This window comes from Amycolatopsis sp. NPDC051128 (assembly GCF_040682715.1).
GTDB lineage: Bacteria > Actinomycetota > Actinomycetes > Mycobacteriales > Pseudonocardiaceae > Amycolatopsis.
In genome coordinates this window covers 1-19663 of record NZ_JBFBBN010000072.1, presented here as the reverse complement: position 1 = coordinate 19663, position 19663 = coordinate 1, and the positions used below count along the sequence as shown (strand labels likewise).

Sequence of the window (19663 nt, the reverse complement as noted above, 5' to 3'; positions counted from 1 at the left end):
TTGCTGCGGGTGCTGCGGAGCGGCGCGGCCGGGGGAGCGGCCGGCCCCGTTCAGCGTTCCTTGTCGATCATGTTGAGCCACACTTCGAGCCTGTCGACCTCGGAAAGCTGCTCGCGCTGCCTGTTCGTGAGGACCAACTCTTCGGATATCGACGAATTCGATTCCGGTGCGTCTGCGTTGGACTTGCGGGTGACAAAAACTACACCGGCGAGCCAAAACCCCAGGGTAATCAGCATGTGCAGGTTGGCGAGGGTAGACGGCCAATGCCACTTGAACGCCAAGATCGCGTGTGGCACCACGAAGACGGTGCTGATGGTGGCGGCTGCGAACATCCAGATATGGATCGTTTGCGGCACGGCTGGGGTTTGAACCTGCACCTGCGTCTGGTTGCTCACGGGCGGTTACCTCCTTTAGGGGCATCGGGATGACCCGGTTGCACGAGAGATATCTGCACCGCGTGACCGTTCGTTAGGCGACCTCAGCGATGTTTTCGGGATTTACCCCGGACGGCCGAAGATCCAGATCACGCCGAGGTTGCAGATCGGTACGGGGTTCACTTTGGGCATCACTTCTACTACGGTGACGCGCTTCGTTGCTCCTTTGGGGAATGTCCCTAAAGGACTGATGCAAATGCACTATACGGTTCCCCGAGCGCGAATCTTCTCCAGGCGCACGGCCAGCGCCTTCGTCAGGTAGCGGATCTGGGCCTCTTCGCCACTGAACTTCCCGATCATCCGACCCTCGGCCTGGATCTCCTCGACCGTCATCCCCTGTGCCCGTTTGACCTCTTCCGGCGTCCAGTCGTCGCCGTCCTCTTTGCTCTGCTCGGCCACGACCGGTTCGGTGGGGGCGGGCTCGGCCGTGTCGGCATGTGCTCCCCAAGGAGCGGGGCCGGTGCCGGCGATGTAGGCGGTGATGCTGCCGACGGGCCAGCCGAAGTGTGTCTCGATGGCTTCGTAGACCGGTCCGTCGCCGATGCGGTCACTGCCGCTTTCGGCGTTGGCGACGCTGCTCTCGCCGATCCCCAGCGCCTCCGCGAACGCACGCTGGCTCCGGAATTTGGCGAGTCGGCGGTGACTCTTGATCTGGCGGCCAACCTCTGCGCGTCGCGTGTCCACGACCCAAGAGTATCCAAGACTTTTGCAGGTAACCACCCGCCTACCAGCGGGAGCTCCCCCGCTCCACAGTCGATGCATGGCAAGAGTTTGACAGAGTTTCCAAGGCTTCAACAGGGCCATCCGAGGTAACGGGGTGGACACTCTACGAATTCCTTGTTGTCCACTCTTGCGAAGTCTGGCATTGTCTTGCATATGCCAGCCGTCAACCACGAACTCCTCCGCAGCAAGCGGGACGAGCTCGACCTCTCCAACGGGGACCTCGCGGCCAAGGCCGAAGTCTCCCCGAACTACCTCGTCAACATCGTGAGCGGCGTCAACAACCCGTCGATGCGGATCGTTCACCGCCTCTCCCGCGCCCTCGGCCTGGCCGTCGAGGACATCGTCATGGCCAAGCCCACCGGCGACCCCAGCGACCCGCCGACCCAGCCCGCTGGCGGCCCCAAGGCTCCGCCGACGCGGAAGGACACCGAGAAGCGCACCGCTCCCAAGCGGAACGAGGCGCCCGACCGGCTCCAGGCCGCGTCGTGATCATCCAGGCGCGGCCGGGGGAGCCCGACGACGAGTTCTTCGCTCGTCTGCTCGCCGCGTCTGGCCAGCCCACCCCCGAAGAGGCCGAGGAGCTCCGCCGGCTGCTGCCGCTCACCCGGCCAGCGCAGGCCGCCGCCGATCAGGCCGCCTGACCAGCCCAGAAGAAGAAATGCCCGCCCCTTCGCCGTGCAGGGCGTCGGAGCGGGCTTGACCAGAGAGAGGTACCTCTCATGATCGATCAGCAGTCTAGCGGGAGCCGGGCGCGGAACGCCGCGCTGCGGTTCCGGCCGGGCCAGACCGTCATCGGCCGCCGCTGGGGCGCCGAGGACCTCGTCATCGGCGCGTACATCGAGCACTGGGGGACCGGCGCGACCGCGGTCCTGCTCGAGCAGGCCGACGGCGAGCGCGTCTCGATCGTCGCCGACACCGCCCGGCCGATGGAGACCGGTGCCCGGCACCGCCTCCTCGGCGACGACCAGGCCGCGGTGCCCGAGCCGGTGAGGGTCGAGGTGCCGGCGGATCTGCTGCCGCTGCCGCCCGCGCGGGACGAGGCACCGACCGAGCTGATCGCGGCCGTGCCCGAGGTGGAGCAGGACGTCCCGGCTCGGCTCGCGCCGAGCTGGCCGGACTCCGGCGATCTCGTCGCGGTCGAGACGACCGAGGTCTTCGGCGCGGTCGACGTCGTCGACGAGATCGGTCCGGACTACGCGGCTGGCTTGGCCGACGCGATCGTGTTCGGCATCGACGGCGAGGACGCCGACCCGGCCTGGGTGCTCGATCGGCTCCGGCCGTCGCTGCGGGAGCGCCTGCTGACGCCCTGGTACTGGCTGGTGTCGTTCGTGACCTGGTTGGTCGACGAGGTCGCGATGACGGTCCGGTGGTCGGCGCGGTGGGAGCTGGAGCACGATCGCACGATCGCGCGGCTCGTTCTCGGCGGCCTGTCGTTCGTCGTGCTGGCCGGCACCGGCGTGGTCTTCCTGCTTTGGCAGGTGGGCCGGTGAGCGTCCTCTTCCGCCGCATCACCCGGCCGCTGGCGTCGACGCTCGCGGGGATCCCGGAGCCACGCGCGCTGCTCGCGCCCGTCGACGAGCGGATCGCACAGCTGGAGCTGGCCTTCCGCTTCGTGCACGTGTCGATCGACACGCACTTCGTGCCCGAGGACTGCGACTGCGGGCAGGGCACGACGTCGGTCCGCGTGTACGGCGACGAGACCGCGGTCCCGGACGTCGACGACGCGCTCGTCGAGAAAGAGGTCTGCCAGCGGTGCGCGCTGCACCCGTACGGACCGATCTGGAAGGCCGGACACCAGTCCCGCTCCGACCGGGACATCCGAGTCGAGGTGTGCGCCTGATGGGGATCGTCCGCAAGGTCATCGGCGGCCGTCGGGTAACGGAGATCGTCGAGGCCGTGCGCGCGCTCGACGAGGTCATGCCGCCCCTGCGCGATGCCGGGTCGAAGCCCGCCGCGCAGTCCAAGAACGACACTCCCGCGCTTCCCAGCGCAAACGACAAGAGGACTGGACGATGATGCAGAACTTCAAGCCCGGCACCAAGATCACCGGCAACAGCATGATGGTCGACGGCCTCGACCCGGTCGAAGTCACGGGCGTGTACGTCCGGCCGTTCGGCATGAGCAGCTCGACTGCGCTGCTCATCGAGGACACCGTCGGCACCCGCCACGTCGTCGACGGCGACACCGCGCGCTACGCCGAGCCGACCACCGCGATGCTCCTGCACCAGCTCGCCGAGCACATGGACGCATTCGAGGAGCTCGACAGCGTCGGCGACGTCGGACCGACCAGGGGCAAACTCCGCGTCCAGCTTTACGAGAGGGGCACGAGCGCGATCGGCGCGCTTCTCCCGTGGCTCGACAGCATCGGCGCCGCCACGGTCTCCGCGCGCCGGGTCAGGGACGACTGGCACATCCACGGGGCCGGCCAGGTCAACGGCGGCTCGCACATCGAGCTCGTCGTGATCACGGAGTCCGCCGAGACGGCCGCGATCGACGAGGCGTTCGCCGAGGACAAGAACCTCAGCGGCATCCCCGTCGAAGCCCTCGCGAAGTGCCAGCGGCCGCGGCCCGGCGGGATCACCGACGAGCAGCTGGCCGAGGCCGAGCACTGGTCGAAGACGCCGCACGCGCGCGAGGTCGCCGACGCGGGGGAGCCGGCGGTGTCGTCGTCGTGAGCCTCATCGAATTCCCGGACGTGATCCAGGGCTCCGACGAGTGGCTCGACCAGCGCCGAGGGATCGTCACCGCGTCCGTCGTCGGACAGCTCATCACGCCGAAGACCAAGAAACTCGCCGACAACGACACCAGCCGCGGTATCACCGCGCAGCTCGTCGCCGAGCGCATCACCGGCTACACCGACCCGACCTACATCGGGGACGACATGCTGCGCGGCATCGAGGACGAACCACGGGCGCGCGACCTGTACGCCGAGGTGTACGAGCGCCCCGTCCGCGAGGTCGGTTTCATGTTGCGCCAGGAGGAAACCTGGCAACTCGGCTACTCGCCCGACGGCCTCGTCGACCCGGACGGGTTGATCGAAGTGAAGTCGCGCCGCTCGAAGTTCCAGCTGCGCACGATCCTCACCGGCGAGGTGCCCGCGGAGTTCATGGCGCAGTGCCAGGCCGGGCTGCTCGTCACCGGCCGGAAGTGGCTCGACTTCATCTCGTTCAGCGGCGGAATGCCCATGTGGCACAAGCGATTGTTCCCGGACCCGGAGTGGCAGGAAGCGATCATCTCCGCCGTCAAGCAGTTCGAGACCACAGCCGCGGCGATGGTCGCCGAGTACGAGACCAAGACCGAAGGCCTGCCCGCCACCAAGCGGATCCCTTACATGGAGCTGAAAATCTGATGGACCTCTCCGGAACCATCGCCCCGAAGAGCGACCAGCTCGACGCGGTCGACCTGATCCCTGGGCCGCGCACGTTCACCATCACGAAGGTTAGCGAGGGCAACGACGAGCAGCCGGTGAACATCATGTTCGCCGAGTTCCCGCGCCCGTGGCGGCCGGGGAAGTCGATGCGGCGCGTGCTTGTCGCGTGCTGGGGGAGCGACGCCGCAACGTATGTCGGCCGCCGCGTCACCCTGTACTGCGACCCCGATGTTCGGTTCGGCGGGCAGGCAGTTGGCGGCACCCGCATCAGCCACCTCAGCCACCTGAAGAAGCGGAAGCAGGTGCCGCTCCTCATCGCGAAGGGCCGGAGCGCGATCTTCGTCGTGGAGCCGCTCGCCGAGACGACCGAGGGCCGCCCGGCGGAACAGGTCGACTGGGACGCAGAGCTCGCCAACGCGGCCGGCGACGTCGCCGCGTTGAAGGCTCTCTACAAGCGGGCGGGCCAGCTGGAGCCGAACAACCACGCGCTCGGCGAGCGGATTGCGAAGGCCGGCAAGGACGCGGCCGCCGCAGCGAGCACGCCCGACGACGGCGAGCCGAACGACTACCTCCCGAACGACCCCGACCTGACCGCGCCGTGATCGCGCACCAGGCAGCTACCGAAAAGGACTTTCACATGAAGCTCGAACTCGACCTGAACCAGCTGCTCGGCATGGAGTACGACGAGGACGGCGAGCCCGTCGGTCGCCGCCAGCTCCGCGACGAGGTCGTCGCGATCGCCGCCGCGACGCTCGTCAAGGAAGTCCGCGACGAGGCGAAGCGCAGCGTCCGCGAGACCGTCGATTCGACCGTCCGCGGCGAGGTCCGAGCGATCGTCCGCGAGGCGCTCTCCAAGCCGATCCAGCAGATGACCTCGTGGGGCGAGACGAAGGGCGAGCCGACCACGGTCCTGGAACTGGTTCGCACCCAGCTCGAAGCGTTCCTGTCCGGCACGACCGAGAGCCGAGACCGCTACGGCAACCAGCAGCCGGCGAACCTCCGTCAGCTCGTCGAGCAGGCCACGCGCGAAGTGATCTCCAAGGACATGCGCGAGGCCGTCATCGAAGCGAAGGCCGGCGTCACCAAGGAGGTCACGCAGCGGGCGCTCAAGGCAGCCGTCGAGACGCTGACGCAGGGGCTGAACGTCTGATGGGCTCGACGACCGGAGAGCGCGCCACCCGCGGCCAGCTGACCGTGCTGAACGCCGGCCTGACCGAGCACGGCGCGAAGAAGCGAGAGCACCGCGTCGCGATCGTCGCCGGGCTCGCCGGGCGCCCGAACCTGACCTCGACCCGGGAGCTCTCCCGCGAGCAGGCCAGTTCGATCCTCCGGCACCTCGACCTGGTCGAGCAGGCCGGCGAGATGCAGCTGCTCATCGAGCAGTACCGCCCGGCGGCGACCTCATGACCGGGCCGGAGGTGTTCACCCTCGCCGTGCTCGCGCTCCTCTGCGCGGGCGCGTGGACCGTCAACGCCCACCTCCGCCACCTGAACCGGAAGGCGGGCATCGAATGACCACCTTGGACACCGTCGCGCACGTCGCGGCGCACGCCCGCAACCAGCACCTCCCGAAGCGGATCAAGCAGCTCGTCGTGTCCGCTGTGCGGACCGGGCTGGCGCTCCCGGACGACGAGCTCGACCTCTTCGTCGACTGGTGCCGCTCCCTCGACGACGTCGTCCTCGCCGGGCACGCGCCCGGCCCGGCCGGCTACCTCGAGGCGTCCGGGCGGCTGCTCACCGGCGAGGTCGTCCAGATCACGGTCGAGACGTCCGGCGACGCGCTGCGCGCCTCCGGGCTCGCCGGCGTGCTGGTGCTCGGCGAGGTCGAGCAGTACGCCCGCAGGCGGACGGCGGTGCCGGCATGAGCTACGAAGTCCTGGCGCTCGCGTTCGCGCGTGGGCTGCTCCGCTTGGACGATGCGTCGTGACGGCGCCACGATCGGGCTCGCTGTTTACCGGCACGGCGGCGCTGGACATGGCCGCCGCCGAGATCTTCGGCGCCGAGCTGGCCTGGTGCGCCGACCTCGACGACGGCGCCGCGGCGCTGCTGGCGCACCACTTCCCGGACGTGCCGAACCTCGGCGACATCACGAAGGTCGACTGGGACCTGGTCGCCAAGCTCATTTGGGTCTACGTGCTCACCCTCGGCTGGCCGTGCCAGCCGTTCTCCCTTGCTGGCAAGCGGAAAGGCGCTGACGATGAGCGGGCGCTCTGGCCCGAGTGCGAGCGAGCCATTCGCGCACTTCGACCCCGATACCTGCTGCTGGAGAACGTCCCAGCTGTCGTTGCCGCTGGGGAACTCGAGCGAGTCGCGACCAGCCTGGCCACGTGCGGGTATCGCTTCGCGTGGTGTTGCCTCCCCGCTGCCGCCGTGGGCGCCCCGCATATCCGCGAGAGGATCTTCCTCCTCGCCGTTGCTGAAGACGCCGACAGCGCAGCTGGCGGTGAACGGCGGAGCGCAGCACCCCGACAAGCGGAAGGCCGGCGGTCACGGGCCGACGCTCGCCGACGAGGTCGAGTTCCTGCTGCCGACCCCGCTGGCGAGCATGAACGGCGCCTCGCAGCGGGAGATCGCCGAGGGGAACCCGAAGAACCGGCTCGAGACCGAGGTGCATCTACTGCCGACGCCGACAGCGACGGCATACGGCAACAACCAATCGCCGTCGCCAGGGGCGACGGTGCGCCCGTCCCTGAACAGCTTGGCGCCGACCCTGCTGCCAACGCCGATCGCGGCGGACGCAGACTCCTCGAGCGGAGCGAACCCGGCCTGGGGCCACGGGACGACGCTGACGGACGCGGCGCGCTCGATTGGGCCGGGTACGCATCGGCCATCCGCCGGTGGGAAGCCATCCTCGGACGACCCGCACCCGTCCCTACCGTTTTGGGAGCCCGAGGCGGGCGCGTTCTGAACCCCGCGCTTCCCGAGTGGATGATGGGTCTGCCCGACGGCTGGATCACCGCCGTTCCCGGGCTCACCCGCGCCCAGCAGCTCAAGCTCGCCGGCAACGGCGTGGTCAAGCACCAGGCCGTGGCCGCGTACCGGTACCTGCTCGACGTTCTCGAGCGAGACGCGAGGGAAGCCGCATGACCCGCGCGCAGTGGCGGCAGCTCGCGCATCGGCTCCGTGCCGCGATCGGCCGCCGCCCGGAACAGCCCGAGATCCCGCCGCGCCTGCAGCTCGACCTGTGGGCCGCCACCGAGCACCGCATCGCCGCCCAGAGGAGGCCGAAATGGCTGTAGACGCTGCCATCCCGCCCGCCGCAACGCCGACAGACCACGCGGCCGTGGCCGTGTACGTCGTCGCCAAGGACGCCGACCAGGCCGTCCGGGCGGCGCTGCACCGCGCCGCACTGGCCGTGCGCCTGGACCGCGTCGGACCGTCGGAGGTGCCCCGCTACGTCGTCAGCCCGCTGCTGACCGAGCGGGAGCTGCAGGTCCTCAACGGCATGGCGCACGGCCAGTCGAACGCCGATATCGGCCGGGCCCTGTACCTGGCTGAGGACACCGTGAAGTCGCACGCCCGGACGCTGTTCCGGAAGTTTGGGGTCGGCGACCGGGCGCACGCGGTGGCGGTCGGCTACGAACGCGGCATCCTCGGCGGTGACGCCTGATGTACGAGTCCCGCGCCTACGACAGGGCCAACGACGAAGGCTTCGGCCCCGACCCGGTCGTCGTGCTCGTCGTCACCGGCACGCACGACGTCTCCCGGATGCTGAACCTCCTCAACGGCGGCCAGGCGGTCATCGAGCAGCTCGACGTCGGGCAGAAGCTCGCCCGTCAGGTCGCCCGGCACAGCGGCGGCCAGGCCGCGCTCGAGCTGCTCGCCCAGCACGGCGGCCCCAACTTGCTGGAGAAGATCGGCGGTGAGCCGTGATGGACGGAGGACGCATGATCCCCGACGCCGACCTCGACCAGCTGCGGGAAATCTTCGAGCCGCTCGTCTGCGATGTCGACAGCGACGCGTTCCCGGTGATCACCGGCGAAACGCTGGCCGCGCGAGTGGAGGCCGCGGCCTGCACCACCGGCTCCCCGAAGACCAGGTCCTGACTGGCTTCCCCACGATTCAAACCGTCCAGAAAGGACACCGCTCTTGAGCATCCGAGTCGAAACGGCCGACCTGATCGACCTCCTGCAGCTGCTTGAGCACACCGCCAGCAGCGACCGTGAGGACGGCGTCACCGCCGGCATCCTGCTCCACACCGCACGCGGCGAACGCGGCTCCGAACCCGGCCGCCAGGACCTCCTCGTCGGCACGTCCACGGACCGGTTCGCGACCGGCCACACCAACGTCGTCGCCTACGGCCAACTCGCCCGCCCCACCTTGTGGGGCATCGACGACGTCAAGGCCGTCGTCGCCACCTTCAAGAGCAAGGCGAAGCGCAGCAAGGACGACGAGGGTCACCAGGTGCTCGTCGACGTCGACCTCGGGCAGGTCACCGTCTCCGAAGACCCGAACCTGTACGACGACGGCGTGCGCCTGAGTTTCCACGAGGCGCCCGTCGACGACTTCCCCCGCCGCCTCTGGCACGTCCTGGCCCACGTGGACGTCGACGCCTACCTCTCGACCGACGGCCGCCACATCCCCGCGGCCAACCGGACCGACCTCGGCGCCGCCCGACTCGCCCCGTTCACCAAGGTCGCCGCCAAGCTCGGCGCGCCGATCCAGCTGTTCCGCACCCACCAGAACAGGTACCTCCTCGTCCAGATCGGCGAGCACTACCGCGGCGCGATCGCGCCGGTCCGCTGGGACCTCGACGTCTCGCTCATCGAGGGCGAGGAACCGTCGGCCGACGTCAACGCCCCCGACCTGCCGCCGGCGCCGAACCGCACCATCAACCCTGCCCGGCTGTTCACCCCCGACGGCGTCAAGGACGCCACCGGCGTCATCACCGGATTCCCGGCGCTGCACCGCGACACCCGCGTCCTCGGTCGCGCCGCGGACATCGTGGTGTCCGGTCAGTCCGCGCTCCCGACGCTGCTGATGCGCGGGCTCCGGATCAACTCCAAGCGCGCGGAAGGCCTCCTCGAGGACCTGTCCCGGCTCGGTGTCGTCAGCCCTGCCAGCGGTGTCCTCCGCGGCCGCCAGGTCCTCGTCGGGCCCGAGCAGCTCGACGCGGTGCTCACCGCGATCGCCGGGCTGAAGTCGCCCGAGGACGCTCAGCTCGTCGACGAGGACGCCGAGGGCGAGACCGAGGGAGACGACAAGTGAGCGACGAAGTCACCCGCCTGCTCGACGCCGCCCGGCGAGCCGCGCCCGCCGCCACCGAGCACGAGGTCAAGACGGTCACGCGCGCCGTGCTCGCTGAGCTCGACGACCTCATCGGAGAGTCCGACATGGACAGCACCTGGCCGGACGCCGGCGATCTGGGCTTGCTCGCTGCCGACATCACCTGACCCGCGCGGGCCGACCACCAGGCCCGCACTCCGCCGCTCGCCCCGGCCGCCCGGTTCCCGCCACGGCGCCGGGCGAGCGGCACCCCGACCGCTCAGCCCCGGACCGTGTGCTCGCCAGCCCGGGGCGGAGCACCCAACGACGAGGAGGTGACCATGGCCATCCACATCGGACGCCCCGACACCGCGCCCCTCGCTCGGGCGCGGCTGATCGCGGCGTGCCGGCGCGGAGACGAACCTGCCGAGCTCCTCAGCGCGGCCGACCGCGCGCGCCTCGTGCGCTGGTTCTGGCGCCTCGGATGGACCGACGTCGAAATCGCGCAGCACACCTCCATGACCACCTACACGACCGGTCGCATCCGAGCCCGTCTCGGACTTGCGGCGCACCCCACAAGCACGAAAGGGGCTGCCTGATGCCCGACTTCCGAGTCGCCGACACGGCCGCCGAACACGCCAAGATGCGCGCCGCCGGGCCCGCCGCCCTGGGCGTCTGGGCGATGGGCGGGGCCTATTGCATGAACCCCGCGCACCTCACCGATGGATGGGTCCCGCTGCACTACGTGCAGAGCTGGCCGAACGGAAAAAGGCTCGCTTCTCGACTCGTCCAAGTGGGTCTTTGGCGCGAGGAGCACCGCCACGGGCTGCCCGGCTACCAGTTCCACGACTGGCTCGACAAACAACGGTCCGCGGCGTCCATTGAGGACGACAAACGCAAGGCCAAGGACAGGATGACCCGCATCCGGTCCGGCAGTGTTCGCCCGAACGAACGGCGAACGTCGGACCGAACGTCGTCCGAACCAACGGCGAACGTTCACGACTCCCTCACCCTCACCCACACCCTCACCCCCGGTGAGGAGTTGGGAGGGGGAGGTCACCAAGGCACCGCGCGGGCTCGCGAACGCCCCTCAAACCGATGCCCCGAACACGCGAACACCGAACAGCCGCCGCCGTGCGGCGCCTGCGCCGAGGCCCGCCGTGCCGGCGAGGCCTTCGACCGCGACCGCACCGCCGAAACCCGCACCTGCCAGCTGTGCGACGCCGACGGCCGACGCTGGGACCCAGCCGGCCGACACCGCGGCACCGTCGGCCCGTGCGACCACCGGCCGCTGCCCGAACAGCGAGCCGTCGGGTGACCCGCCACAAGGACCGGGCGAACCTCCGCCAAGGCCTCTGGCAGGACACCGCCGAGCAGCAGTACGTCCCCGCGCACGAGCTTCGGTTCGAGGAGGAAGCCAGCCCGCTGCTCCGCGCCTGCTCGGCATGCGGCGCCGCACCACGCCAGCCCTGCACCCGCCCCAGCCGACGCACAGGCACCGGTCGCACCGAACTCCGCGACCACAACCACAAGCCGAGCTACCACCCCAGCCGAAAGCAGGAAAACCCGTGACCCAGAGCCACTTCAGCCGAGCCACGGAGCTGCTCGCCAGTGCGCGAGTCGGGCTCAAGCAGACGTACGACCTCACGCCGGAGCAGGCCATCGGGCTCGACGCGACGATCGGCACCGGCTACGCGATGCTGGCCGTTGCCGAGGCGCTCGACGAGCTGCTGCACGAGGATCTGAGCCTCCAAGAGCAGGACCAGCTCCGTCAGCGGCGCGCGGCGGCCGAGGCCCCGCCGCACGATGACCGGCTGGTGCCGGTGCCGTGTCCGCGCTGCGAAGGCTGCGGGCAGCTCGCCGACACGGACGACCGCGAGCCTTGGACCGCCTGGGAGAACCTCCCGCCCGGGTCCGACCTTGCCGTCAAGGCCGGGCTCGTGAAGCCGGTCCCGTGCGACCAGTGCGACGGCGAGAAGACCGTCCTCCGCCGCCCCAGCGCGGACCCGGGGGACGACCGTGGCTGAGCTGATCTACCGCGTCCTCGAGGGCGCTCGCTGCGACGCCCGTGGGTGCGGCCAGATCATCGAGCTGCCGGAGCCGGTGAGCTACTTCGAAGGCACGAAGGCACTCGAAGGGCTCGCCCGACCGCTCGGCTGGTCGATGTGGGTCGGCCGCACGCGGCGAACCTACTGCCGCGACCACGGCCCGCGGCCGGGATCGAAGCTCCGGAAGGTCTGGTGAGCACCCGTGGCTGACCGACCGACGGCATACGGCGAGCTGGCCGAGCTGCTCGTCAAGCTCCCCAGTCTCGTCCGCGAAACCCGCGAACAGCGACGCCTCAGCCAGCGCGCCGTCGCCCGCGCGATCGGCGTCTGCCCCAGCACGATGTCCCGCTTCGAACGGACCGGCGCCCTCGACCTCGACCACCTCGTCGCCGTCCTCCGCTGGCTCGACCAACTCCCACCCAAGGAGGCCAGCCGTGGCTGAGCTGACCCGGTTCATCCCCGGATCCCCTGCACCCCAAGGCTCGAAGCGCGCACGCCCGATCTACCGCGGCAAGGGCGACACCCGCGAGTTCACCGGCAAAGTCGCCCAGACCGAGTCCTCGAAGGCCGTGAAGCCGTGGCGCAGCGACATCCGCGACGCCCTCACCGACCCGCACGGCCAGCCGATCGCCCGGTTCGACGGGCCCGTCGCGGTCGAGCTCGCCTTCGTCGTGAAGCGGCCGGTCGGCACGCCGAAGACCCGCGCCACCCCGGCCGCGATCAAGAAACCCGACCTCGACAAGCTCGTCCGCGCCGTCTTCGACGCCATCACCTCCGCCGGCGTCTGGACCGACGACTCCGCCGCCATCGACGTCCACGCCACCAAACGCATCGCCGAACTCGGCGAGCCGACCGGCTGCCGGATCACCATCCGCGACACCACCCCCATCCGCCCGGCCGACGTCGGACCGCTCACCCTGGAGATCCCGGCATGACCGAGCAGCAACCCACCAGCCCGCCCGTCCGCCGCTGGTCCGCACACCCGGACCTCGACAGCGTGATCCCGGCGGCCGAGCCCTGGCAACCTCGCCCGCGGACCCGCCCGGCCGCGGGCTGGCCGAAGACCGGCAACCTCCGCTCCATCGGCCAGCTCGCCGACGACGAGCAGCCGGTCAGCGTCCCCGCCCGCGCCTACGACGACGAGCGCGACGCCACCGTCGCCGCCGTGGCCGAGGCCTTCGACGTCCCCCGCGACCTCCTCACCCCGCCAGACCCGCCGGCCGTCGACGTCACCAAGCCCGGGTTCGGCATCGTCAGCATCGCCGAGGCCCGCAGCTGGGGCATCAAGATCCCGCCCGCCGTCGAGCTGATCGCCATGGCCGACGACCTCAACACCCACGGAGGCCTCGACGAAGAGTTCGTCGCCGCGCTGCTCCGAGCCGTCGTCAACGACACCCCGCCGCCGGAACAGCCGGCCGACCCGCTCACCTACCAGACGCTGATCGAGACCCTCGAACAACGCGGCCTGCTGCGCCCGACTCCGCGGCCGAACGTCGCCGACCTGACCGGCGACCAGCTCACGCAGCTCGCCGAGCAGCACGTCACCGCCGGACCGCGACCCGACGCGGTCGACGAAGCCCACGCCGAAAACCGCCGCCAGGCCCCGCTCGCCGACGCGATCAAGGGCCCGTGGATCTCGGCCGACGCCTGGGAACGCGCCACCCGGCCCGGACCGCCCCGGTGGCGGCGCGCCCTCGACCGCGTGCTCCGGAGACCGCGGTGACCGCAGCTGCGGAGCCCCCGCGTCGGAAGGACGCCGGCGTCGGGGTCCGGCTCCGTCAGCTGCGCAAGGAGCGCGGCCTCACCGTCGCCGAAGTCGCCAGACGCCTGCACGTCCACGAGTCCGTGGTCAGGCGCCTCGAACTCGGCATGCACGACCCCACCGTGGGGAAGGTCCGCCGCTACTGCGACGCCATCGGCGCCCGCATCCACATCGGACTCGACGGTCCCACCCGCCCGACTACCACGGCTAGGAGAAACCCCTGATGAGGCAATGGGCCCTGCTCGTCGAGTACGAGCTCCCCGACGACGTTGACCAGGCGACAGCCTTCCGCCCCCTGATCCACGCCATCCACGAACTCACGCCCCACGCACCCAGCAACGTCACCGCGTTCGTCGACGACGCTGCCGTGCGCGTGATCAACGCTGGCAAGCACCCGATCGTCCACACCGTGACCTTCAAGCACCCACAGTTCGAGCTGATCCGCGAATGGATCAAGTCCCACGGCGTCAACCCCAACGACGTCCTGATGCCCGCGCACATCAGGATCCACGAGGGCAACGCCACCTTCACCACGGTCGAGCGGGACGAGAACGGCGGGATCAAGCAGAAGCACGGCACGATCGCCGCGCGGGACACCACCGTGCCGATCACCTCACCCTGGCCAGGCCTGGGCTGACCGTGGGCGCCTGGGACAAGGGCAGCACGAGGGCCTGGCGCAGGATCCGAGCAGCCATCCTCGAAGCCAACCAACGCGACAACGACGGACGCTGCACCCTCGCCATCCCAGGCGTCTGCACCGGCACAGCCGACTGCGTCCACCACACCCAAGGCCGCGCCATCACCGGCGACGACCCCAAGCACATGGTCGCCGCATGCCGAGCCTGCAACCAGCACATCGGCAAACCCGGACAGCACGCCCAACCCAAGAAGCTCAGCAAGTGGTAGGCCCCAATCGTGGTGCCCGCCGGGTCGCGCTCGGCGGGCACCGCGGCCTACATTCGGGGCATGGCTGACCAGCACCAGGTGACGCGCACCGTCACCTACTTCGACGGCGAAGGCCACGAGCTGCCCGGCCCGGTCGACCCGCTGCTCGCGTTCTACTGGGCCAGGCTCGACGAACAGGCCGACTCCCCGGACGTCCATGCGAAGCGCGCGATCCTCGACGACTACGCGCGCCACTGCGCCGACCTCGACAACCCCGCCCGAAAGGTCATCTGCGAGGTGACGCGCACCGTGATCAAACACCTGGCGACCGTCTACGCCGACCACCCCGACTACACCGAGGACTTCCGGCCTTGAGCACAGGCCTGCCGCAGGGACACCCGATCGTGGCGTTCCTCGTCGCACGTGCCGCCGAGGTCAGCCGCGCCGACGCCGAGAAGCTCGAGGAGATCGCCATCCTCAAGCACTACGGCGTGCTGGACCAGCCGACCGGCACCTACTCGTGCGTCAGCGGGTGCCCTGGCACCTACCCGTGCGCGCCGATCCGCCAGGCCGCGGCCCGATTCGCCAACCACCCCAACTACGACGAGGCCTGGAGACCGTAGGAGGAGGGGGACCCGAAAAAGTTCGGGCTCCCCGGCGCTCCAGGACACCCCGGCCCTGTCTTTTTTTTGCGCGGCTGCTGGCGCAAGGCGGACCTGCGCTGACGCTCGGCCGTGTTCCGGCCGGGCCGCTCACACGGCCGTCAGCGGCGACTTCGGCGGCGGCAGGGTCCGGGCCAGGTGCACCGCGCCCGCGGCCGCGTAAGACCCGTCGATCGGTCCGGCGCCCTGCCGGCCGAACACCCACGCGTCGCCCCTCTTCAACTTCTGCGCGGACTTCAGGTGTGCCTGCAGCAGCTCGTCCTCGGGGTGCACGATCTCGCCGGCGTCGACCTGCTCGGCCAGGCCCATGCACACCGCGGTCGTCTCGGCGGTCAGCGGCTCCAGCACCACTCCGCGCGGCGGCCACCGCTCGGCCTGCGGGCCCTTCCGGGCGGCGAGCGCCGCGGCGACGCCGGCGGCCGGGCCCGCGGGGAACCAGCCGAGGACGCGCGGCTTCACCCGGCGCACGATCGTCGGCAGGTCGGCGCGCAGGGCCTTGAGGCACCCGGCCCCGCTCCAGGACTCGATTACCTCGAGGTGGACGCGCGCGCCGGTGACCTCGCCGTCGTCGTCGAGGTCGGGCAGCAGCGCGGCGCCGACGAGCGTGGCGTGGGTGCCGTCGAGGGAGACGTCGAGGCAGAGCGCGAGCCGGTTGCGGTGCTCGGCGAGGTCGACGGCCTCGTCGTCCGGGACGGCCAGGGCGTCCCAGCGGACCGGGTTGATCGCGGGGTTGAGCGCGGCGACGCGCATGCACATCGCTTCGGTCTGGTAGCCGGTGAGTTCCTCGCCGCCGGCCTCCGCCGCGCGCTGGCCGGCGGCGATCAGCGCGTCCCGGTCGAGGCGCCGGCCGAAGTTCGGGTTGGCCATGGCGAGCGCGCCGACGTCGGTCGGCTCGGATCCGGGCGGAGAGGACCACTCGAAGAGCCCGATCCGCGAGTCGCCCTCGCCGGTCTCGATGTAGGCCATGGCCGGGTCGCGGAGCGAGTCGATAAGGACCGAGGTCGCGTCGCCCTGGTTGCTGATGCCGACGATCTGTGCGTCGGCGACGGCGTTCATGGCGTTCGAGGCGGAGTTCCAGGCGTCGCGGGTGCGGTGCTCGCGGACCTCGTCGCACAGCCACCGGTGCAGGGTGGCTGAGCGGGCGGCACGCCCGTTGTTGGCGGCGAAGTAGTACTGGGCCCCGTCGAGCGTGGTGAGCGCTTCTTCGCCGATGGTGAGGCGCTGCGCGTCGGGGCCGAGCTTGCGCGCGAGGAAGGGGTTGGCCTTGACCTCCTCGCAGATCTTGGCCCAGGCCTTTTTCGCGTAGGACCGGTCGGTTGAGGTGCCGAGGACCAGCTCGGCGCGGTCGACGAAGAGCCAGTACTTGAGGAGGGCGTGTCCCCAGATGCTCTTGCCGTTTTGGCGCGCGACGAGCACGAGCAGGACCCGGAACCGCGGCCGGCCGTCCGGCAGGAGCTCGCCGGCGTGGATGGAGAGCCACTCCTGCCACGGGTCGAACGGCGTGTTGAGGACGTCGCGGGCGAAGGTGATGAGCTCGAAGCCGTAGGAGGTGTCGGGCGTCAGCTCACGCAGTGGTGGTGTCCACAGCCGCGGCTCGGTGCGCCCGAGTATCGCGGAGCTGTCGGAGCTCGTCGAGGGGATCAACGGGTTCGCCGGCTGGTCCGGTGCCGTCACGCTGGCCTCCCCTCAACGGCGGGGAAGCCGCTCGTCCCCTTGGGGTGAGACCGAGGGCGTCGAGGACGGCGAGCAGCTTGGGGCCGTAGGTGGCGAGCGGGTCGCGGACGCGCCCGTCGTTCTCGGCCGCGGCGGAGGCCTCGCTGGGCTCCTTCGCGGCGGCGTCGATGGCGGCTGCGTACTGCTGGGCGAGCGCGACGGCGGCGGCGTCGGCGGGGGCGAGCTGGACGCCGGCCAGCGCGGCCGCGACAGCTGCACACATGCTCATGTGCACAGGTTCGCATATTTCTGAGCTAGCATATGCCCGTGGCGGCATGGTGGTGGCGGAAACGCAAGGTCGAGGAGCGCGCAGCGTCGTACTCGATCGGCGACCCCGTGCTCGCGATGATGCTCGGCTACACCTCGACGACCGGCCTGGACGTCTCGCCGGCCACGGCGCTCACGCTGTCCTCGGTCTACCGCGCGGTGTCCATTGTGTCCGGTTCGATCGCGTCGCTGACGCTGCGCACCATCGAGCAGGCCCGGGACTCCGACCAGCGGGTCCCGGTGGCGTCCTTCCTGGACAACCCGGGCGGCGAGTACTACACGCCGTTCGAGTGGACCGAGATCGTCATGATCTCGCTGCTGATCCGCGGGGAGATCTTCCTTCAGCACATGCGCAACGCGGTCGGCCAGATCACGTGGCTGAATCCGGTACTGCCGGAGAACGTCTCGGTCTTCTGGGATGACACCCGCCCAGGCGGTAAGCGGTTCGAGGTCACGATCCCGGCCGCCGAGGGCCGGAAATCGCAGACCGCGACGCTCGATCCGTCCTCGATGACGCAGCTCATGGGCCTCACCCTCGACGGGCTCCGCGGCATCTCGGCGATCGGCGCCGCCCGACTGTCCCTCAGCACGGCTCTGGCCGGGGAGCGCTCAGCCAACCGGCAGTTCTCCAACGGCGCGATGATCGCCGGCATGGTCACGCCCGACGGTGACGAGGACATCGAAGAGGACGAGGCCAAGCAGGTCAAGGAGATGATCAACCGGAAGATGCTCGGCCCGGACAACGCGGGCGACATCCCGGTCATCAACCGGCGCCTGAAGTTCCAGGCCTGGCAGATGAACTCCAAGGACGCGCAGTTCCTGGAGTCCCGCACCTTCAGCGTCGACGAGGTCGGCCGCTGGTTCGGCGTGCCGCCGCACCTGCTCGGCCTGACCGAGAAGTCGACCAGCTGGGGCCAGGGCATCGCCGAGCAGAACCGCGGCCTGGCCCGGTACACGCTGCAGCCCTGGACGCAGCGCATCGAGCAGCGTCTCTCCCGGCTGGTCGCGAACCCGCGCCGCACCGCGAAGTTCGACTACAGCGACTTCATCGCGCCGTCCCCCGAGGACAACGTGAACCTGATCATCGCCCAGGTCAACGCCGGGCTGATCACCCCGAACGAAGGCCGGGCCCGGCTGAACCTCCCGAAGGTCGAGGGCGGCGACGTCCTGCGCATCCCGGCTGGCGCGGGGGCTCCGCCGCCGGCCACCGAACCGACCCCTGACTCGTTGGGAGTTGCCGCATGACGCGCACCCGTTACCAGCTCAGCGCCGCCGTGATGGAGCAGGTGACCGCCGCACTGGCCTCCCGGGCCCGGCGAGCCGACGCGGAGGACGACGGCTTCGAGGAAGACGCCACGGTCGAGACGGCGGAGAACGGCGACGAGCTGGAGCTGATTCTCTCCGGTCGCATCGGTGCATCGTTCTGGTTCGGCGGCGTCAGCGCGGCCATGGTCGCCGAAGCGATCGCCGGCCACACCGGCGACCTCCGGCTCCGGATCAACTCGCCGGGCGGCGACGCCTTCGAAGGGTTCGCGATCTACAACCTGCTCTCGCGCCACCCCGGCCAGATCACCGTCACGGTCGACGGGCTCGCCGCGTCGGCCGCGTCGATCATCAGCATGGTCGGCGACACCATCGAGATGAGCCCGGCCTCGCAGCTCATGATCCACGACGCCTGGACCGTGGCGATCGGCAACGCCGACGACCTGCGCGCGGAGGCCGACGTCATCGACTCGATCTCGCAGATCGGCGCCGAGCTGTACGCGGACAAGGCCGGCGGCACCGCCGAGGCGTGGCGCGGCAAGATGCGCGCCGAGTCCTGGTACGCGCCGAGCGAGGCGGTCGCGGCCGGGCTCGCCGACGTCGCGCTGCCCGGCCGCCACGGCAACGCCGCGGCCCCGTCCGAACAGGACCTCGAGGAACGCGCGGCCCGCGGCGAGTTCCGGTACGCCGGCCGCGCGAAGGCGCCGGCGCCGGTGATCAACCGCGCGGCCGCGCGCCCGGTGGTCACCGCTGGCAGGAAGCACGGGCGCAAGGTCACGGCGGCGTCCGTGGGCGGCCGGGCAGGGGCCCTGGTGTCCCGCGGCGCGCTGGCCTACCGCGCGCAGCCCGGTCTGCTGCAGCGCGCCATGGTGTCGCTGGAGTCCGAAATCCGGGGGAACACCTTCGAGGGCTACGCCGCGGTGTTCGGCCAGGTCAGCGACAAGACCGGCGAGAACTGGCGCGAGCAGTTCGCCGAGGGCAGCTTCGACGACGTCATCGCCGAGCAGCTGACGGCCGCGCTGTGGAACCACAACCCGGACCACCTGCTCGGCCGCCAGTCCTCCGGCACACTCCGCCTGTCCGCGGACTCCGGCGGCCTGTCCTACGAGCTCGACATCCCGAACACCAGCGTCGGCCGGGACCTGCGCGAGCTCCACGAGCGCGGCGACATCACCGGCGCCAGCGTCGGCTTCCTGCCCGGCCTCGACACCTGGGGCCTCACGGAGCAGGGCGACCGCCTACGCACGCACACGCAGGTCTCGTACCTGCGCGACATCTCGCCGGTCAGCTTCGCCGCCTACGACGGCACCTCGGTCGACATGCGCTCGGCCG

Annotated in this window: 36 protein-coding genes and 1 pseudogene; 33 read left to right on the top strand and 4 right to left on the bottom strand. The window is 70.4% G+C overall.

Annotated elements, in window-relative coordinates; genetic code table 11:
• Positions 1 to 50: 50 nt before the first annotated feature.
• Positions 51 to 395, bottom strand: a complete 345-nt coding sequence (locus AB0M82_RS42575; RefSeq protein WP_364734934.1) for a hypothetical protein — start codon at positions 393 to 395, stop codon at positions 51 to 53.
• A 240-nt stretch (positions 396 to 635) separates the two neighbouring features.
• Positions 636 to 1118 (bottom strand): helix-turn-helix transcriptional regulator, encoded by a 483-nt coding sequence (locus AB0M82_RS42570; protein ID WP_364734932.1) that lies wholly within the window; start codon positions 1116 to 1118, stop codon positions 636 to 638.
• A gap of 192 nt (positions 1119 to 1310) precedes the next feature.
• Here AB0M82_RS42570 and AB0M82_RS42565 point away from each other — a divergent pair, with 192 nt between their 5' ends.
• The 31 genes and pseudogenes from AB0M82_RS42565 (at position 1311) to AB0M82_RS42415 (ending at position 15049) form a co-directional block, all read left to right on the top strand.
• Positions 1311 to 1646: a helix-turn-helix transcriptional regulator gene (locus tag AB0M82_RS42565; protein ID WP_364734930.1), complete on the top strand. Its 336-nt coding sequence runs from the start codon at positions 1311 to 1313 to the stop codon at positions 1644 to 1646.
• On the top strand, positions 1643 to 1798 hold the full coding sequence (locus tag AB0M82_RS42560; RefSeq protein WP_364734928.1) for a hypothetical protein: 156 nt from the start codon (positions 1643 to 1645) through the stop codon (positions 1796 to 1798). The genes AB0M82_RS42565 and AB0M82_RS42560 overlap by 4 nt, the downstream gene beginning before the upstream one ends.
• Before the next feature lie 78 nt (positions 1799 to 1876).
• Positions 1877 to 2647, top strand: a complete 771-nt coding sequence (locus AB0M82_RS42555) for a hypothetical protein (protein WP_364734926.1) — start codon at positions 1877 to 1879, stop codon at positions 2645 to 2647.
• On the top strand, positions 2644 to 2997 hold the full coding sequence (locus tag AB0M82_RS42550; protein ID WP_364734924.1) for a hypothetical protein: 354 nt from the start codon (positions 2644 to 2646) through the stop codon (positions 2995 to 2997). The genes AB0M82_RS42555 and AB0M82_RS42550 overlap by 4 nt, the downstream gene beginning before the upstream one ends.
• The gene (locus AB0M82_RS42545; protein WP_364734922.1) at positions 2997 to 3173 is read left to right on the top strand and encodes a hypothetical protein; all 177 of its coding nucleotides are present in this window, start codon (positions 2997 to 2999) and stop codon (positions 3171 to 3173) included. Before AB0M82_RS42550 ends, AB0M82_RS42545 begins: the two co-directional genes overlap by 1 nt.
• On the top strand, positions 3170 to 3832 hold the full coding sequence (locus AB0M82_RS42540) for a hypothetical protein (RefSeq protein ID WP_364734920.1): 663 nt from the start codon (positions 3170 to 3172) through the stop codon (positions 3830 to 3832). The genes AB0M82_RS42545 and AB0M82_RS42540 overlap by 4 nt, the downstream gene beginning before the upstream one ends.
• The gene (locus AB0M82_RS42535) at positions 3829 to 4506 is read left to right on the top strand and encodes a lambda exonuclease family protein (RefSeq protein WP_364734918.1); all 678 of its coding nucleotides are present in this window, start codon (positions 3829 to 3831) and stop codon (positions 4504 to 4506) included. Before AB0M82_RS42540 ends, AB0M82_RS42535 begins: the two co-directional genes overlap by 4 nt.
• Positions 4506 to 5129 (top strand): hypothetical protein, encoded by a 624-nt coding sequence (locus AB0M82_RS42530; protein WP_364734916.1) that lies wholly within the window; start codon positions 4506 to 4508, stop codon positions 5127 to 5129. The genes AB0M82_RS42535 and AB0M82_RS42530 overlap by 1 nt, the downstream gene beginning before the upstream one ends.
• Before the next feature lie 35 nt (positions 5130 to 5164).
• The gene (locus AB0M82_RS42525) at positions 5165 to 5677 is read left to right on the top strand and encodes a hypothetical protein (protein WP_364734914.1); all 513 of its coding nucleotides are present in this window, start codon (positions 5165 to 5167) and stop codon (positions 5675 to 5677) included.
• A complete protein-coding gene (locus tag AB0M82_RS42520; protein WP_364734912.1) occupies positions 5677 to 5934 on the top strand; it encodes a hypothetical protein in 258 nt (85 codons plus the stop codon). The genes AB0M82_RS42525 and AB0M82_RS42520 overlap by 1 nt, the downstream gene beginning before the upstream one ends.
• 103 nt (positions 5935 to 6037) lie before the next feature.
• Positions 6038 to 6391, top strand: coding sequence for a hypothetical protein (locus AB0M82_RS42515; RefSeq protein WP_364734910.1), 354 nt, complete (start codon positions 6038 to 6040; stop codon positions 6389 to 6391).
• Positions 6392 to 6449: 58 nt separating this feature from the next.
• A complete protein-coding gene (locus tag AB0M82_RS42510) occupies positions 6450 to 7613 on the top strand; it encodes a DNA cytosine methyltransferase (protein ID WP_364734908.1) in 1164 nt (387 codons plus the stop codon).
• Complete coding sequence (locus AB0M82_RS42505) at positions 7610 to 7765, top strand: hypothetical protein (protein WP_364734906.1); 156 nt, start codon at positions 7610 to 7612, stop codon at positions 7763 to 7765. Before AB0M82_RS42510 ends, AB0M82_RS42505 begins: the two co-directional genes overlap by 4 nt.
• Positions 7766 to 7929: 164 nt before the next feature.
• Positions 7930 to 8136 (top strand): annotated as a pseudogene (locus tag AB0M82_RS42500) (helix-turn-helix transcriptional regulator); the annotation flags it as partial.
• Positions 8136 to 8399 carry a hypothetical protein gene (locus AB0M82_RS42495; protein ID WP_364734904.1) on the top strand — a complete coding sequence of 88 codons (264 nt, stop codon included), beginning with the start codon at positions 8136 to 8138 and terminating at the stop codon, positions 8397 to 8399. The pseudogene AB0M82_RS42500 and the gene AB0M82_RS42495, both read left to right, overlap by 1 nt.
• A gap of 14 nt (positions 8400 to 8413) precedes the next feature.
• Complete coding sequence (locus tag AB0M82_RS42490; RefSeq protein WP_364734902.1) at positions 8414 to 8572, top strand: hypothetical protein; 159 nt, start codon at positions 8414 to 8416, stop codon at positions 8570 to 8572.
• Between the two features lie 43 nt (positions 8573 to 8615).
• Entirely contained in the window at positions 8616 to 9734 is a 1119-nt protein-coding gene (locus AB0M82_RS42485; protein ID WP_364734900.1) for a hypothetical protein, read from the top strand.
• A complete protein-coding gene (locus AB0M82_RS42480; protein ID WP_364734898.1) occupies positions 9731 to 9919 on the top strand; it encodes a hypothetical protein in 189 nt (62 codons plus the stop codon). Before AB0M82_RS42485 ends, AB0M82_RS42480 begins: the two co-directional genes overlap by 4 nt.
• A 153-nt stretch (positions 9920 to 10072) precedes the next feature.
• Positions 10073 to 10330: a hypothetical protein gene (locus AB0M82_RS42475; protein WP_364734896.1), complete on the top strand. Its 258-nt coding sequence runs from the start codon at positions 10073 to 10075 to the stop codon at positions 10328 to 10330.
• Positions 10330 to 11049: a hypothetical protein gene (locus AB0M82_RS42470; RefSeq protein WP_364734894.1), complete on the top strand. Its 720-nt coding sequence runs from the start codon at positions 10330 to 10332 to the stop codon at positions 11047 to 11049. The genes AB0M82_RS42475 and AB0M82_RS42470 overlap by 1 nt, the downstream gene beginning before the upstream one ends.
• Complete coding sequence (locus tag AB0M82_RS42465) at positions 11046 to 11303, top strand: hypothetical protein (protein WP_364734892.1); 258 nt, start codon at positions 11046 to 11048, stop codon at positions 11301 to 11303. The genes AB0M82_RS42470 and AB0M82_RS42465 overlap by 4 nt, the downstream gene beginning before the upstream one ends.
• On the top strand, positions 11300 to 11758 hold the full coding sequence (locus tag AB0M82_RS42460; RefSeq protein ID WP_364734890.1) for a hypothetical protein: 459 nt from the start codon (positions 11300 to 11302) through the stop codon (positions 11756 to 11758). The genes AB0M82_RS42465 and AB0M82_RS42460 overlap by 4 nt, the downstream gene beginning before the upstream one ends.
• The gene (locus AB0M82_RS42455) at positions 11751 to 11975 is read left to right on the top strand and encodes a hypothetical protein (protein WP_364734888.1); all 225 of its coding nucleotides are present in this window, start codon (positions 11751 to 11753) and stop codon (positions 11973 to 11975) included. The genes AB0M82_RS42460 and AB0M82_RS42455 overlap by 8 nt, the downstream gene beginning before the upstream one ends.
• Positions 11976 to 11981: 6 nt before the next feature.
• The gene (locus AB0M82_RS42450) at positions 11982 to 12221 is read left to right on the top strand and encodes a helix-turn-helix transcriptional regulator (protein ID WP_364734886.1); all 240 of its coding nucleotides are present in this window, start codon (positions 11982 to 11984) and stop codon (positions 12219 to 12221) included.
• Positions 12214 to 12714 (top strand): RusA family crossover junction endodeoxyribonuclease, encoded by a 501-nt coding sequence (locus AB0M82_RS42445; RefSeq protein WP_364734884.1) that lies wholly within the window; start codon positions 12214 to 12216, stop codon positions 12712 to 12714. The genes AB0M82_RS42450 and AB0M82_RS42445 overlap by 8 nt, the downstream gene beginning before the upstream one ends.
• Positions 12711 to 13502, top strand: a complete 792-nt coding sequence (locus AB0M82_RS42440; RefSeq protein WP_364734882.1) for a hypothetical protein — start codon at positions 12711 to 12713, stop codon at positions 13500 to 13502. The genes AB0M82_RS42445 and AB0M82_RS42440 overlap by 4 nt, the downstream gene beginning before the upstream one ends.
• Positions 13499 to 13765: a helix-turn-helix transcriptional regulator gene (locus AB0M82_RS42435; RefSeq protein WP_364734880.1), complete on the top strand. Its 267-nt coding sequence runs from the start codon at positions 13499 to 13501 to the stop codon at positions 13763 to 13765. The genes AB0M82_RS42440 and AB0M82_RS42435 overlap by 4 nt, the downstream gene beginning before the upstream one ends.
• Positions 13765 to 14178: a hypothetical protein gene (locus AB0M82_RS42430; protein WP_364734878.1), complete on the top strand. Its 414-nt coding sequence runs from the start codon at positions 13765 to 13767 to the stop codon at positions 14176 to 14178. Before AB0M82_RS42435 ends, AB0M82_RS42430 begins: the two co-directional genes overlap by 1 nt.
• A 2-nt stretch (positions 14179 to 14180) precedes the next feature.
• The gene (locus AB0M82_RS42425; RefSeq protein ID WP_364734876.1) at positions 14181 to 14447 is read left to right on the top strand and encodes a hypothetical protein; all 267 of its coding nucleotides are present in this window, start codon (positions 14181 to 14183) and stop codon (positions 14445 to 14447) included.
• A 60-nt stretch (positions 14448 to 14507) separates the two neighbouring features.
• Positions 14508 to 14801, top strand: a complete 294-nt coding sequence (locus tag AB0M82_RS42420; protein WP_364734874.1) for a DUF6221 family protein — start codon at positions 14508 to 14510, stop codon at positions 14799 to 14801.
• Positions 14798 to 15049, top strand: coding sequence for a hypothetical protein (locus tag AB0M82_RS42415; RefSeq protein WP_364734872.1), 252 nt, complete (start codon positions 14798 to 14800; stop codon positions 15047 to 15049). The genes AB0M82_RS42420 and AB0M82_RS42415 overlap by 4 nt, the downstream gene beginning before the upstream one ends.
• A 129-nt stretch (positions 15050 to 15178) precedes the next feature.
• Here AB0M82_RS42415 and AB0M82_RS42410 read toward each other — a convergent pair whose 3' ends face one another.
• Positions 15179 to 16762 (bottom strand): terminase, encoded by a 1584-nt coding sequence (locus AB0M82_RS42410; protein ID WP_364734870.1) that lies wholly within the window; start codon positions 16760 to 16762, stop codon positions 15179 to 15181.
• Positions 16653 to 17030 (bottom strand): hypothetical protein, encoded by a 378-nt coding sequence (locus tag AB0M82_RS42405; protein WP_364734868.1) that lies wholly within the window; start codon positions 17028 to 17030, stop codon positions 16653 to 16655. The genes AB0M82_RS42410 and AB0M82_RS42405 overlap by 110 nt, the downstream gene beginning before the upstream one ends.
• 38 nt (positions 17031 to 17068) lie before the next feature.
• On the opposite strand from AB0M82_RS42405, the gene AB0M82_RS42400 reads away from it, so the two are divergent.
• Both AB0M82_RS42400 and AB0M82_RS42395 read left to right on the top strand, forming a co-directional pair.
• On the top strand, positions 17069 to 18313 hold the full coding sequence (locus AB0M82_RS42400) for a phage portal protein (RefSeq protein WP_364734866.1): 1245 nt from the start codon (positions 17069 to 17071) through the stop codon (positions 18311 to 18313).
• Positions 18310 to 19663, top strand: a 1354-nt coding sequence (locus AB0M82_RS42395; protein ID WP_364734864.1) for a head maturation protease, ClpP-related, incomplete at its 3' end; no start/stop codon positions are given. The genes AB0M82_RS42400 and AB0M82_RS42395, both read left to right, overlap by 4 nt.